Source organism: Flavobacterium glaciei (genome assembly GCF_003350545.1).
In the GTDB taxonomy this organism is placed as follows: domain Bacteria; phylum Bacteroidota; class Bacteroidia; order Flavobacteriales; family Flavobacteriaceae; genus Flavobacterium; species Flavobacterium glaciei.
This window is the reverse complement of sequence record NZ_QQBA01000002.1, coordinates 45,213-59,809: the sequence shown is the minus strand read 5'-3', so window position 1 is coordinate 59,809 and position 14,597 is coordinate 45,213. Positions and strand designations below refer to the sequence as shown.

Genomic DNA, 14,597 nt, shown 5'->3' with positions numbered 1-14,597 from the left:
ATATACATATTGTAGTTTTCTATCTTAAAAATATTACGTAATTTAGAATATCAAATCAATAAACCAGAATCAGTAGTTACAATTACTATTGTTTTTAAAAACCTAAGGCTATTAAAAAGAAAATCATAATCGCTAAGAAAAAATTCAAACAAAGACTACATCGGGAACCCTACATCACGCATCCGCGATTGAAGTTTATTCCTAATATTGTGCTTAACTTGATTAGCTTTGTCATATCCCTTGCTGTGGTAGGTACATTGTTGTATCTACTAGTGAAGTATTTGATAATGAAATTTTATCACTTGGAATAAAAGGGTTTTAAAAATTGAAATTCAGTATAAAATTAACAGTACTCATATTCGTTTTATTGAAAATATAATTTTTATTCCCATAGGTTTCACCCACATTAAACTTATGTACATACAATACCTGTGCATCAAAACCTTTTAAGAATCCTTGAAATTCATACCGAAAGTCTAAATTAGTCTGCAGGTAGGAAGGCAGACCATATTTATTTAAAGCTGCATTTTTTACATCTGGTAAATCAAAATAACCTACAGCAAGGTTTGATTTAAAAGTCTTTTTAGGGTTCGTATATTGTAATTTAGTTGTCACCGCATGCACATCTCCAAAACCTTCATTTCGTTCGCGTGGCATAAAGGTATAAAAAGGATCCCGTCCCCATTCTCGTGGCATTAAATACCTTCCTTTAGCTGTAATTCGGTTATAGTTTAAAGTTAATTCTAACGTTTTATTTTGCCAGCCTAATCTTCCGCCAAAAGTTTGAGAAGAACCATTCTTTTCAAAATAAGTTTTGCTTTGATTTTGATTTCCACCAAAATTCAATGCGTTTTGATATATCGTCTGAAACCCAAAAAGAAGTTTTGAGTTTGAATTTAAAGGATATTTATAGTCCATTTGGAACAAAGCCGTATTGAATATATTTTCTACGTATTGATCCCACAAAAGTGTTTTTAAATTTTGAATCGATTCATTTTGTATGCCAACAATAATAATTCCGTTGCTTTTTAGATTTCCTGCATAATCGGATTTTGTTCCGTCAGGATTCACGCCCGTGGAATAGATTCCTATTGATTCTCCAACGCTAAAATATTGCATGGTACTTCGTGGAGAAATTCCGTATAGGTAACCCACATTAATCTTAGTTTTTTCGAGTTCATTAAAATCAATCCATATTCCATCTACTTCTGTGGGACGCATTCTGCCGTCTTGAAGGTTTATAAAGGAAGTATTCAGGAGTTGTTTTCCAAGAGTTATCGTCGAATTTTTATAATTGTATTTCAAGTACAATTCTTCTAACCTACTTAAATTGTCTTTTTTTGACGGGTTTTGAATGTCAAAAAGGGCTATTTCATATCGATTGCTAGCATTTGTAATAGAATCTTTTTTTGTAAAATCGGAAGACCCAATATTAAAAATATAATAACCACTAACGCCAAATTGAAAATTATGAAATTTAGCGGTTTCAAATTTAACGCCACCTCCAAGTGCATTCGCATAATAATCAGTCAAGCCCTTTTCATTATTTGTATTCATAAAAAAATAACGAAAATGTCCGCTGAAATTTCCATTTTTGAAAGCATTTAAAATCGAAGTGGAATCAATTTTTTCATCATCTTTCTCTTTCCAAACTGTTGGTTTTTCTGAAACTTCTTGATGTTGTGCTTTTGTATTTATAGAAAAAAGGGAAGTAATAATGATATAAATGATAGTTAAAAACTTTTTCATTTTTGAACTTTTAGATTTGGTACAAAAATATTCACATCGTTATACATGGGAAGTAACTTTTATCACATTTGCTCAAAAAATAAAGTCGAATGCTTTACACATTCGACTTTATAACTTTTGACTTTATGACTGAATTACTATCTGAAAATATAATCAACACCTGTAACTTGCGAAAGCAATGTTTCCGGAGCATCAAGAATGATTGCGTTTTTTTCTGGTGTAGGAGTTACTGGAGAATTTTGTGTTAAATAGTCTCTCATTACTGAATGTAAGGTATCATTAGTGTTTTTAGCATCCATCACGCCTTTCATTCTGCAAAGCATATCCACAGGATCTCCGTCCCGTTCACAGGCCATTATCGAATACATTTTATCAAGTTCTAATGGTATGTTTTTCACGGTAATACTTTGTACCCTTTTATCCATTTCTGCAAAAGCATTAAAGCGTACTTCCATTCCTTTGAACTTGACAACCCAACCACCAAAACGTTTTGCAGCGTCTTCAGCAAAGACATTATTTAATTCTTTTTCTAACCAGTTTTTCAGTTGTTTCCCAGTAACTTTTGCTGTTCTTACTGTGCTGTCAACGGGTAACATATCAAAAATAAATCCGTTTGTGATGGGAATATTTCCGGTTTGATCCGGAGTAGTTTTTGGTGGACAAAAACGGAATCCATTGGAAAGATTAATGTCAATTTCAGGAAATTTCCAGTTTAAGGCATTCAGAATCATCGTATCAATAGGGTTTTCTACCACAAAATAGCGGTACAAAGGAATTGTGCTGTACCCAATAACTTGATTGATTTTTTCCTGATAAATGGATTCTTTTTCTTTTAATAATTTTTCAATTTTTGCATCCGGTTTTATTTTTGGAGAATCAACTTCTATTAATTCATAGCTGTCACTAACCACTTTTCCGTTTAAAACCGTCAAATCTAATTTTCCAATAAAAGAGCCAAATGCTCCCGGTTCAACCACTTTAGAATATTTACAAACAATAGGTTTGCGGACTCTTTCGTGGGTGTCGCCTCCTAAAATATAATTGACACCCTCGCATTGTGGCATGTTTGCCAATGCTATTTGTTGCGATAAACCAAGGTGAGCAATCATAATCACATAACTGCATTGTTCCTGATTTCTAAGCACATCAACATAATGAGCCAGATTTTCTTCGGGCTGTGTATAAATAATTCCTTTGCTGTAATTGGGACTTTGTCTCAAGGGTACCAATGGATCGGTGTAGCCTAGAAAACCAATTTTTGCTCCGGCAACATGCCAAATTGTGTAAGGCTGAAAAATAAGTTCGCCTCGTTTTCCTTCGCCTAAATCATGGTACATATTGGTACAAATTTTTGGAGCATCTAATGAACCTAAAAGGGTTTGCATTTTTCTTTTTCCGTAAATTACTTCCCAGTTTCCTGGAAGAAATAAGTCGTAATTCAACGCATTTAAAATGGGAATAAAAGCTTCACCAGTAGTTTCCACACTTAATTCGCTACCCTGAAACATATCACCGGTGTCGATGATATAGGTGTTTGGGTTTTTCTTTTTGAGTTGTTTGAGTAATGTTGCTATGTAAGCATACCCGCCAGTTTTTCTAAAAACAGCTTTCTCATTTTCCCAAAACAACTCATCATGTGGGTGAATCTGACAATGCACATCGGTGGTTTGAAGAATAGAAATTGTTTGAGGTTTGCTACGGTCGATTGTTGTGTCCACGTTTATTTCTTCTATTTCAGTTGTATTTGGAAAAGCTGAAAGTGGCGAAATAATCGCCGCTCCTAGACTTAGTGTTCCTACTGATTTTAGGAAATTTCGTCGGTTATTATTTGATTCCATTTTATTTATTTAAAATGATTATTATTTAAAACTATAAATTGTATGAAATGCCTAGCATAAACATACTTGTGTTCATATTGTAAGAAACTTTACTATTAGGAACAGCACCTAATGTATTGTTTTGCCCAGCTAACATTGGGTTGTATATAGGTCCTGCGGTACTGCCATCGCTTGTAGCATTATGGTAAACCGCATTCAACGTTAATTTTTTTGAAAATTCATATCCAAAACCAAATTGATATGCATTTTGAATTACTGCAGTTGCAGAAGTTGAGAAAAACGCAAGTTCTGGTTTTATAGGATTGGTATTGTAGGTATAGCCTACTCTTAAAGGTAATTTTTTGATTCCTTTATATTGTGCTCCTAGCGATAATACTTGCATGTTTTTCCAGCCAAATCCTTGAACGGCACCTGCTGCAGTCCATCCGAATTCCTCAAAACCTTCTGTTTTAGAGTATTCAACTTGTCTAAAATCAAATGCTAAATCTACTTTACTGTTTGAATAACCAACTCCTAATGAATAAACTGCGGGGAAATTCATTTTAAAAGAGTTTTCGGAACTGGAATTGTCTAAATAGGTATTTTCAAATTCAAAATTAGAGAACTGTTGTTCTGTTTTGTAACTAGCTCCTAATTTAAAACCTTCTTCATTTTGGTAATAAATACCTATTTGTCCTCCAAAGCCTGTTGCCATAGCATTATTAGTTGATGGATAACCAGCCATTGTCGGGCTAGCGGTAGGATTTGGTTTTAATTCTAATGTAGCAATATTGAAGTTTGGACTCAAGCCGATAGAAACTGATTTAGATAGTTTATAGGCGTAACTTAAACCAGTTTGAAGCATCATATAATTAGAAGTTAAATTTCCAAAACCGCCCATAGATTGAGGCATGTTTATCGGGTTTGTCGTGCTTTCAGGAAAATCAACACCAAAACCGCTTACTCCAAACGCAAATGCTCCAAAGGTATGTTTACTGTCTTTTTTTCCGTAAACAAAACCCAAGGAAGGCATGATTGAATTACTTTTTATATCAGTAGACGTACCACTCATAGGTCCATTAGGTGTTGGTACGGTTGATGATAGCTCTGGATTTGCCATAAATAAACCCATATTTAAGGAAATAGTTCTGCCTTCAAATACGGATATTGCAGCGGGATTCCATTTTAAAGAACCGTTAATGTCAATTGGTTGCGCAGTTGAAGCACCGCCCATAGACATATTTACAGCTCCAACTCCTTGCATTAAATGTCCAGATTGCGCGATAAGGTTTGTAATGAATAAAAGCGAAATGATGGTTAGTCTGTTTTTCATAGGTTTTTGTGGTTTTTTTTTGTGGTTAATAGTTTTGTTTTTTTTATTTAATGTTGCTTTAATGGTTTAAAGTTAATGGACGCTTAAAACTTAAACTAACAGCGCCTTATACTGATTTATAATATAATGATTGCCAATTGAATCCATCCGTTATAGTGCGTGTTTTCTTTTACTATTTACGCAATCGATTTAGTAATTTTAAGGCTATTTCCCTATATATTTTCCAGACGCTATTGAAAAAAAGCCTGTTGAACTCTCTGTAATTTAATGGAAATGAAAAAATGTCGCGTGGCAGTTGTCATTTAAAATAGTATACCGATTTAAAACAAAACAATAACTTCGATTTTGCTGGGGCTGATATAAATGGCACTGGCTGGTGTAATTGAATTTGTAGCTCTCTTAAGGGGAATTACTTAAAATCCTCCTTTGATATAGCTCCAGCCTTGCTCTTGTTTTTCTACTATTTCAGCGATTCCTACAGGTACATATTCTACTTCCTGAATCAATTGGTCTTTAGTTACTTTTTGACTTTTTAAAGTATTTTCACATACTACAAAACGAACACCTTTATCCCGTAGCGTTTTTATAGCTTGTATCTGCTTCGACTTTCCTGACATTACAAATGGTAAACCCATGCTGTGAATCACTACTTCGTATTTTGCTTTAGGCCAATGCGTTGTTAGGTTATTCAACTGGTTTATGATTGCTTTTTGTTGTAAAGTATCGGTAGCATTGGTAAACTGAAAAATGATTTTGTGGTTGTTTGGTTTTTTTTGTGCCAAAGCTGCAATTGAAATCATGCTAAATACAAGAATAAATGAAAGCGTGAGGTTTTTCATAATTTGCTTTTAAGGAGTTAATTTTATTTTTTCTTTTTTGCTTCTTTAATCGGTTTGAAAGGTCCAAATTTATGTTGGTTTTCTGTAAACGAATCTGAAAAAGGTCCAAAAGGATGATCCACCGGTTTTTTTGAAATATCGGGCCAGTCTAAACTTAAATCTTTTTTAGGTCTGTCAAGGCTTTCGACATAAGCTGCAATATCCCATGACTCTTCATCGGATAATTGGGGATTATCATAGGTTGCTCCCAATGGCATATTGTATTTTATGTACCCTGCAAATCGACTGATTCTAAAAAGTCCGGCACCAGTATTATAGGAGTTTTTACCCCAAAGTGGCGGATATGTAAATTCTGTTTTGTCCGCTGCCATAATTCCTTCACCATTCACTTGATGGCAACTTGCACATTTGGCATCATAAAGCGTTTTCCCTTTTATTGGATTAGCTGCGCGATCTAAATATTCTAAATCATAAATTCCAGATGCGTTTGCTTCTTTGCCCTTGGGAACATTGCTACCAATGTATTCAATGTAGGCAATCATGGCCTTCATTTCCCTGTCGTCTTTTGTGAGTGGCTGACCGTTCAAGCTTCTTTCCATACAATCATTGACTCTTTTGTACAGATTTTCCACTTGCCCACTTCGTGCTCTCATTTTTGGATACATCGAATATACCGAACCATAATTGTTTCCCCAAGGCTTTGTACCGGCATCCAGATGACAATTGTTGCAATTCATCCCATTAGTGATTTTTTTCACACTACCATTTGGCCCCAAATATTTTGAAGTATGAGCAATTAAATCTTTACCATATTCAACTTCTTGCTTTAAAGTTGAATCTTTAATTAGAGTGATATCGGCAGGTTTCCAGAATTTTGCCATCTCATTTTGTAAAATCACTTTTTTCTCTGCATCTACATAAAGCGAATCGAGTTGCGCATCATTATTTTGAAACCATGCCGTGATTGATGTATTAAAAAACAAAACGACGAACAATACCACTACCAAGGAGATAATGGTTGTAAACAGATAAATCAGCCTTTTTACGAGTGATTTAAATTGGACAATATTTTGTTTTTCAGGATTCATAATTTGCACTTTGGGTGTAATTAATAAAATTTTAATTAATCTTAATAAAGAAAATTCAAACACACTTTGACTTCACATTGTGCGGGTTAGAGCACAGAAAAAAAGAGTAAAAACCCAATTGCTTTGCCTGTTCGCTATCACTCATGTCTTGGGCTCAAACAACGATGGTTCTATCTAAAAAAGTGTAACGCTTTTTAAAAACTTTACAATCTATGTTTCTATGTGGTTAAAAAAATCAATTATCCCTTCTATATTAATTTATTAATGAGGCAGTTTATCTCTAAAATAGCCATAAACCCAAGTTCCCACAATTGCAAAGAATAAGGTAACAAGCATCACGGTGGCTCCCGTTCCAATTTGTGCAAACAATGGACCAGGACAAGCACCAGTTACTGCCCAACCTAATCCAAAAATAAGTCCACCATATATTTGACCTTTGTTGAAGGTTTTGTCGTGGAACTCAATTTTTTCTCCGTAAATGGTTTTAATATTAAATTTTTTTATCAGAAAAACGGATATTATTCCCACCACAACCGCGCTTCCTATAACGCCATACATGTGAAAAGATTGGAAACGGAACATTTCCTGAATGCGATACCAGCTGATAATTTCTGCTTTGATGAAAACAATGCCAAACAAAATACCAATGACTAAGTATTTTAAGTTGTGGTACCATTTGTGTTCCAATTGACTCTCGTTGATACAAACCGTGTCTAAGGAACGGGTTTCGAAATCTGTATTTTGATCTTTTATGTTCATAATTTGTGATTTAAAGTGAAAGAATAAATGGTAAAATAACATTTGCCATAATCAATCCGCCAATGAAGAAACAACATGTTGCAATAAGCGAAGGCATTTGTAAATTAGACAAACCAGAAATAGCGTGACCACTAGTGCAACCTCCCGCATAACGAGAACCAAAACCAATAAAAAAGCCACCAATAACCATCATAAAAAATCCTTTGAGCGTAAATAAACTTTCCCATGAGAACAGTTGTTCCGGTAGCATTCCATATATTTCGGTTATGCCGTAACTAGCTAACTCAGTTTTTAGATTTTCATCAATCATTATTGGATTAGGATTTGACAAAAAGCTGTATGCGATTACACCTCCCAATAAAATACCAAAAACGAAAAACATATTCCAGATTTCTTTTTTCCAATCGTATTTGAAAAATTTGATGTTTGCTGGTAAGCAGATGGCGCAGGTATGACGCAATGAAGCGCTAATACCAAATGATTTATTACCCATGATTAACAAAGCTGGAACCGTAAGTCCAACTAATGGACCCGCAATATACCAAGGCCAAGGTTCTTTGATCAATTCTAAAATTTCCATAATTATATTTTTATAACAGCAAAGGTTGTAATTACAAATGAGTAGTTATGTTACTTTTGTCACACAAGGAAAAAATATTTATAAAATATGATAAATATCTTTTTTTGAAGATTTTAATTTTTGTGATTATAGTAAAAAGGTACTATTATAAAACAAAAAAAGTATCAAATTTCTAAGATACTTTTACTTTTTCACTAAAAATAATGTGGCTTTTGCTTTTCTAAAGTATTTTTTTATAGTTGATTATAAGGTGTTTAGAAATAAATTATTGATTCTAATTGTTTTTTAATAGCTCATTCAGCTTTTCTCGGAACGAGTCACTGTTCCAATCTGCAGTTCCAATTTTGGCTACAATTATATTTCCCGATTGATCAACTAGATAAGTTGCTGGAATGGTTGAAGATTCCAATTCTAAAGGCGGATTGCTAAGTGATTGATGTACAGGAAGCGTCAGGTTTTCTTTAATCATGAACGCATTTGCTTTTTCGAATGAATCCGTTGTCACAAATAAAAAGACCATTTTATCTTGATAATCAGCATATAATTTTTGGATGCTTGGCATTTCGGCAATACAAGGCGGACACCAAGTGGCCCAGAAATTAATAAATATTATTTTTCCTTTGTATGATTCCAGCGACACAGTCTTTCCGCTGGCGTCTTTTAATTGCCATTGATAACTGGAAATCATTTTTTGGTCGGTTACTGCGATAGTTTTTGGCGAAAAAGCAATTAATCGGTTTAAATGTACTTTTACAAAAGTGCCCAGCGGACTAAATAAAAGCAATGCTATAAAAACGATAAAAATGATATTTTGAATAGTAGTTTTTTTTGATTTCTTTGGTTCCATTTTTGAATTTTATTATCTAAAAAGTGAATGTTTTTTGTTCAATTTTAGCAGTTTGTTATTTTATTTAGTGTCTATCGGCATTCGGATTTTAATAATCACCGATGATACTATAGTGATAATTCCAATCAATAGTATGGCGTAATCAATTCCAAATATATCAGCGGTTATTCCTGAAATAATAGCGCCTATTGCATATCCTAAATCTCTCCAAAGTCGGAATGTACCAATACTTTCGGCTCTCTGGTGCGGAGTTGTCGCTTGCGCAATGGCTGATAGAAAAGTGGGATAAACCAATGCTGTTCCTAATCCTAAAAATGCTGAAATGGCAGCCAATTGATAAAATGCTTCAGCAAAAGGAATAAAAAGTATCGCAATTCCCTGTAGTAACATTCCCCAAAACAGCATCTTTTTTTTCGAGTAAACATCAGACATTTTTCCGGTTATTAATTGTCCAAAACCCCAAACGGTAGGGTAAATAGCGGTTATAATGCCAATATTCTGAGAATCATAATTCAGCGAAAGCAACACTATAGGCAACAGACCCCAAATCATACCATCATTTAGGTTATTGACTAATCCTGCTTGCGTTATGGCGCTTAATGTTTTATTTTTGAAAGTGGTTTCGAGAAAAATATTATCTAATTTTTCAGTTGTATTGGTAGTATTTTCTTGTTGCACAAATACTCGAGTGTCTTTCACAAAGATTAAAGTCAAAAGAAAACCAATTATTGAAATCCCAATTCCCAAGTAAAAAGGGTAGGGCGTAATGCCATATTTTTGGGCGATATAGCCTGATAGAAAAGCAACTAATCCAACGGCAAAATAACCGGCAAACTCGTTGAGTCCCATCGCAAGTCCGCGATCTTTTTCGCCAACCAAATCAATTTTCATCACCACAGTGCTGCTCCAAGTTAGTCCTTGGCTAATTCCCAAAAGAATATTGGCAAAAATAACCCAGTTCCACGATTCAGCATAAATCAAAATGAAAGGAATAGGTAGGGCTAGAATCCAACCAAATAATAGCAAATTTTTTCTGCCAAAACGGTTTGCCAGTTTGCCTGTAAAATAATTGGTAATGGCTTTTGTGATTCCAAAAGCAACGATGAAAGATAGAATAGCCGTTTTTGAAGCAATGCCAAATTCAATTTCAGCAAACTTGGGAATAATGGTTCGTTCCATTCCTATCATTCCGCCGACAAAGGCATTGACAATAACTAAAATAGTAAACTGTTTCCAATTTTCTTTTAGTCCAAGTTTGGTTGATTTTGTTTTCAATTGATGTGGATTTATTTGGTAAAGAAATTTGGTGCTAATAGAGTTACTGTTACAGTTTGTAATACTCTAATTGGTAATCGCCTATGTGTTTTTTATTTTCAGCTATGGATTTTTTGTGTTTAAAATAGTTCACTGTTCCAAAAATAAATATGATGAATGAAGTAATAAAAAGTGCTATTTCAATGAGTAAACTATTTTCAATTTTTAATAGATTTCGTAAACTCAGACCTGCAATCAAAAAATACATAGAGGTTCTTAGAAAGGAAAGAAAAGTAGATTGGTTTGCCAATGTTGTTCGTTGCAATGCTAATTTTTCTCTTAAAATTAAGTCTTTGTTTGCTGGTTTTTTCTCTTCCATGGTATTTTATTTGTTTAAATTATTGCAAAAGTAAGTAGTTGGACCTATTTAATGTCATACTAAAAAATGAGCGAAATAATATTTAACATATAAGTCAAATAAGAATTAAACCTTAAATGACCTTATGATTGTTTAAGTTACATAAGACTAACACAATCGAAACTTAAACTTACCTGACTTATATGGTAAAAAAAATGCAACATTGTTTGATTCTTATTACTGAGCTTAGTCATCGTCGTTTTCTAAAAACGGTAAAATGAATATTTTTGCTAGAAATACTATCAAATTTACTCTTTATTTAAGTCAATATGAATGAAGGTTACTAATACCAATGTAATTAATTTAGATCGCTAAATAATAAGTGTGCAGTTTAAAACAGGTATTTTTCTTGTTTTAAACTGCACACTATTCTATAACTGTAGCTGTTATTTATGAATCATTTCGTTTACGTCCTGCCAAGTACCGCCATTGGTAACGTTTTTGAAACCATTTTGTTCCAAAATCATTTTGGCTTGACCGCTGCGATTTCCACTTCGACAGAAAACAATAATGTGCTCTTTTCCTTTAAATTTTTCTAGTTGGCTCGCCACTTGATCCAAAGGAATATTGGTTGATCCTTTTACGTTACCTTCAGCAAATTCTGCCGGTGTGCGAACATCTACCAGGAACGCACCATCTTTTATTATTTTTTCCATTTGTGTGGTGTCTTTTTTTGAAAACATATTTTTAAAAATTCCGAACATAATTGCGTTTTTTAGTATTCAATAGGATTATTTTGACTCATCCATTCATTCATTCCTGGACTATAATTAAGTACATTATTATAACCATGTTTTGCTAATAAAGAATAGGCAATTGCCGCTCTATCGCCTCCTTGGCAATGGATTAGAACTTTTTTATCTTTACTTATTTTGTCTAGATTATTTACTAAAGTACCTACAAACACATTGTCTGCTCCTTTGATATGACCTGCATTGTATTCTGCAACACCACGAAGATCAACCACCTGAACGTCTTTTTCTTGTTGTAAGGCTTTAAATTCTTCGATAGTAATCTGATTCACATTCTCCAAAGAACCGCCATTTTCTTCCCATATTTTCGTAGAAGGAATAAAACCGTGGATATTGTCTAGTCCTATTCTCATAAGTTTTCTGGTCAAATCATCCAATTGCGATTCATCGGCAAGCAAGATAAAAGGTTCTTCGTATGTAAGAAACCATCCTGCCCAAGTTGCAAAGGAATTGTTCCCCTGAATGTTAATACTTCCAGGAATAAATCCTTTAGAAAATTCCGTTTTATCTCTGGCATCAATTAATTTAGTTCCGTTGGCTAAAGCCGCTGTTAATTCGTTGTAATCCAGTTGTTTTAATTTTGGAACAGTTGTAAGCAACGGACGATCTACTTTATTAAGTTTTTTCATCATTGCAAAATACTTAGGCGGTTCCGGTTGGTCTTCTAATAAATATTTTACAAATCCAGCTTCATCATTTTTATGCTGAAAAGCCCAGTTTCTTACTTTTTCATAGCCCACAGTCGTACTTGGTACAGCACCTAACGCTTTTCCGCATGCAGAACCTGCTCCGTGGCCTGGCCAAACTTGGATGTATTCAGGTAATGCATCAAATTTATTGATAGATTGATACATTTGTTTGGCACCTACGTCTTGAGTTCCTTTCATCCCTGCTGCTTTTTCAAGTAAATCAGGTCTTCCTATGTCTCCCACAAACACAAAGTCACCTGTGAACAACATAACTGGCTCTTCGCTAGCAGGTACATCTGTCAACAAAAAACTGATGCTTTCCGGAGTATGTCCTGGAGTGTGAACCACTTCTATTTTTAAATTCCCTACTTTTAGAACATCACCATCTTTGATGTCAACGTGTGGGAATTCATATTTCCAGTCGGGTCCACCTTCTGCTGAAAGATACATTTCTGCTCCTGTTAAAGCAGCTAATTCTCTGGAACCTGCAAGGAAATCAGCATGAATGTGAGTTTCTAAAATATGAGTAATTTTCATATTGTTTTGTTTGGCAATCTCAAGGTAGGTGTCAACATCCCTTTTAGGATCGATAACTGCGGCTACTCCTGCTTTTTGACAGCCAATAAAATAACTTGCTTGTGCAAGACTCTTGTCGTAAATGTGTTGAAAGTACATATTTTTATTTTTTTAAGTTTCTAATTTATAGGACAAAATTAATGTATGAATTATTGAAATTTAGTGACTTATGTTACATAGCCTTTTATAACTCAATTATTTTGCCTGTATGCACGTCGTAGCGCATGGAAATAATTTTAGTTTTATGCTTTTTTACAATTGAATTTTCTTGAATCAGCCTATTAGAATGTTCAATATTTGCATTGATGCAACCTAATATGTTGTCTTGTTTCGGAGTTTGTTTTTCAGCTGCTAGTTCTTCTTTTTCCTCTGCAATAGTTTCTATAATGTCATCAATATGAGTTAAATGCTTTTTGTAATTATCATCTTTATCATTAATATATGCTTTAATAGCTCCGCATTCTGTGTGTCCTAAAATGACGATTAATTTTACATCCAGATGCTCAACTGCATATTCAATACTACCCATATCAATATCAGAAATCAAATTCCCCGCATTTCTAATTACAAATAAATCGCCTATTCCTTGATCGAACAAAATTTCAGGTGAAACCCTGCTGTCTGAACAAGTAACCACAACAGCAAAAGGATGTTGTGCGTTTTGATTATCTAAAATTGATTTTTTATTTTGATGCGGATGAATTGTTTTTTCTTCTAAAAAGCGCTTATTTCCTGAAACTAATTTTTCTAATGAAGATTGATTTTTAGTGTCTTCCAAGGTTTTTGAATCAGTTTTATCACATCCGCTGATAGCGAAAAGTATTAAGAAAGAGACTAAAATTATTTTTTTCATAACACTGAGTTTTCATTTTGCATTAGATGCACTAAATTTAATAATTTCATGAAGGCTTAAAACTTCATAATTGTAAAGTAGAGAATTACTGATAGTAATTTTGTTACTTCATAAAAAGCTCCTTGGTTATAATATAAATTCCCATTACTAAAACAAACCAACCAAAGGCAGGTTTCAGTTTATTCCCATCAATTTTTTTAGATAATGCTGTGCCAATAAATATACCAACAATTGCAAATGCTGAAATGGTAAGCAAAAATTGCCAATCGATTCCATTTTCTCCGCCTTCTCCAAAGAAACCAATGAGTGATTTTGCAGCAATAATGACTAATGAAGTTCCAACGGCTTCTTTCATGGGAAGTTTACTTAAAATAACCAAAGCAGGAATAATCAGGAATCCACCTCCAGCTCCTACAAGCCCAGTGATTATGCCTACTAATGCTCCTTCAATAAGGATAATTGGGTAATTAAATTTTTGTTCCTGAGGTTCTTCAGAAGCTATTTGTTTGTCTTTTTTTATCATGCTGTAGGAAGCAATAATCATAATCACTGCGAAAAGGAGCATTAAGAAAAGGTCTTTTGTCAGGATAAAGTCTCCTATCGAGATTATTTCTTTTGGAATTGCAGGCACTATCAAAGCTCTTGTTGTAAAAACTGCAATAATAGATGGGATACCAAAAACAATAGCCGTTTTAATGTTAACCAATCCTTTTTTGAAATATCCAACACTACCCACAGCACTTGTTAAGCCAACAATGAATAAGGAGTAAGCAGTTGCGATAACGGGTTCGATAGCAAACAAATAGACTAAAACGGGTACGGTAAGAATACTGCCTCCACCACCAATTAACCCCAGAGCAACGCCAATGAGTATAGATGTAAAATAACCGATATATTCCATAATTGTAAAATTTTATACTGCAAATATTGTCAGATAAAATTCTATGTACAGTAACATTTATCACATTGGTGTTTTTTTTAAATAAATTTATGACAATTGTTCTTCGATCTAAAAATGTAAGCTGTTATTTAGAAGTGTTGAA

At 33.8% G+C, this 14,597-nt stretch carries 14 protein-coding genes; all 14 read right to left on the bottom strand.

From position 1 onward, the window contains the following. Nucleotides 1-318: 318 nt before the first annotated feature. The 14 genes from DFR66_RS02250 to DFR66_RS02185 all read right to left on the bottom strand — a co-directional run bounded on the left by DFR66_RS02250 (nucleotide 319) and on the right by DFR66_RS02185 (nucleotide 14,455). Nucleotides 319-1,749, bottom strand: a complete 1,431-nt coding sequence (locus DFR66_RS02250; protein ID WP_114753230.1) for an OprD family outer membrane porin — start codon at nucleotides 1,747-1,749, stop codon at nucleotides 319-321. 137 nt (nucleotides 1,750-1,886) lie between these two features. Next, nucleotides 1,887-3,587, bottom strand: a complete 1,701-nt coding sequence (locus DFR66_RS02245; protein ID WP_114753229.1) for a bifunctional metallophosphatase/5'-nucleotidase — start codon at nucleotides 3,585-3,587, stop codon at nucleotides 1,887-1,889. A 31-nt stretch (nucleotides 3,588-3,618) separates the two neighbouring features. Further along, nucleotides 3,619-4,899: an OmpP1/FadL family transporter gene (locus DFR66_RS02240; protein ID WP_114753228.1), complete on the bottom strand. Its 1,281-nt coding sequence runs from the start codon at nucleotides 4,897-4,899 to the stop codon at nucleotides 3,619-3,621. 413 nt (nucleotides 4,900-5,312) lie between these two features. Next, nucleotides 5,313-5,738 (bottom strand): DsrE family protein, encoded by a 426-nt coding sequence (locus tag DFR66_RS02235; RefSeq protein WP_114753227.1) that lies wholly within the window; start codon nucleotides 5,736-5,738, stop codon nucleotides 5,313-5,315. Between the two features lie 23 nt (nucleotides 5,739-5,761). Then, complete coding sequence (locus tag DFR66_RS02230; RefSeq protein ID WP_199755478.1) at nucleotides 5,762-6,826, bottom strand: c-type cytochrome; 1,065 nt, start codon at nucleotides 6,824-6,826, stop codon at nucleotides 5,762-5,764. A 261-nt stretch (nucleotides 6,827-7,087) separates the two neighbouring features. Beyond that, on the bottom strand, nucleotides 7,088-7,585 hold the full coding sequence (locus DFR66_RS02225; RefSeq protein ID WP_114753226.1) for a DUF6691 family protein: 498 nt from the start codon (nucleotides 7,583-7,585) through the stop codon (nucleotides 7,088-7,090). 10 nt (nucleotides 7,586-7,595) lie between these two features. Beyond that, nucleotides 7,596-8,159 (bottom strand): YeeE/YedE family protein, encoded by a 564-nt coding sequence (locus DFR66_RS02220; RefSeq protein ID WP_114753445.1) that lies wholly within the window; start codon nucleotides 8,157-8,159, stop codon nucleotides 7,596-7,598. A 280-nt stretch (nucleotides 8,160-8,439) separates the two neighbouring features. Then, a complete protein-coding gene (locus DFR66_RS02215; protein ID WP_114753225.1) occupies nucleotides 8,440-9,012 on the bottom strand; it encodes a TlpA family protein disulfide reductase in 573 nt (190 codons plus the stop codon). Between the two features lie 60 nt (nucleotides 9,013-9,072). After that, a complete protein-coding gene (locus tag DFR66_RS02210; protein ID WP_242008622.1) occupies nucleotides 9,073-10,287 on the bottom strand; it encodes an MFS transporter in 1,215 nt (404 codons plus the stop codon). Between the two features lie 49 nt (nucleotides 10,288-10,336). After that, on the bottom strand, nucleotides 10,337-10,645 hold the full coding sequence (locus DFR66_RS02205) for a DUF202 domain-containing protein (protein ID WP_114753224.1): 309 nt from the start codon (nucleotides 10,643-10,645) through the stop codon (nucleotides 10,337-10,339). A 425-nt stretch (nucleotides 10,646-11,070) separates the two neighbouring features. After that, nucleotides 11,071-11,388, bottom strand: a complete 318-nt coding sequence (locus DFR66_RS02200; protein WP_114753223.1) for a rhodanese-like domain-containing protein — start codon at nucleotides 11,386-11,388, stop codon at nucleotides 11,071-11,073. Nucleotides 11,389-11,399: 11 nt separating this feature from the next. Continuing rightward, nucleotides 11,400-12,800, bottom strand: coding sequence for an MBL fold metallo-hydrolase (locus DFR66_RS02195; RefSeq protein ID WP_114753222.1), 1,401 nt, complete (start codon nucleotides 12,798-12,800; stop codon nucleotides 11,400-11,402). Nucleotides 12,801-12,885: 85 nt separating this feature from the next. Continuing rightward, the gene (locus DFR66_RS02190; protein WP_114753221.1) at nucleotides 12,886-13,554 is read right to left on the bottom strand and encodes a carbonic anhydrase; all 669 of its coding nucleotides are present in this window, start codon (nucleotides 13,552-13,554) and stop codon (nucleotides 12,886-12,888) included. A 103-nt stretch (nucleotides 13,555-13,657) separates the two neighbouring features. Beyond that, nucleotides 13,658-14,455, bottom strand: coding sequence for a sulfite exporter TauE/SafE family protein (locus tag DFR66_RS02185; RefSeq protein ID WP_114753220.1), 798 nt, complete (start codon nucleotides 14,453-14,455; stop codon nucleotides 13,658-13,660). Between the last annotated feature and the right edge of the window lie 142 nt (nucleotides 14,456-14,597).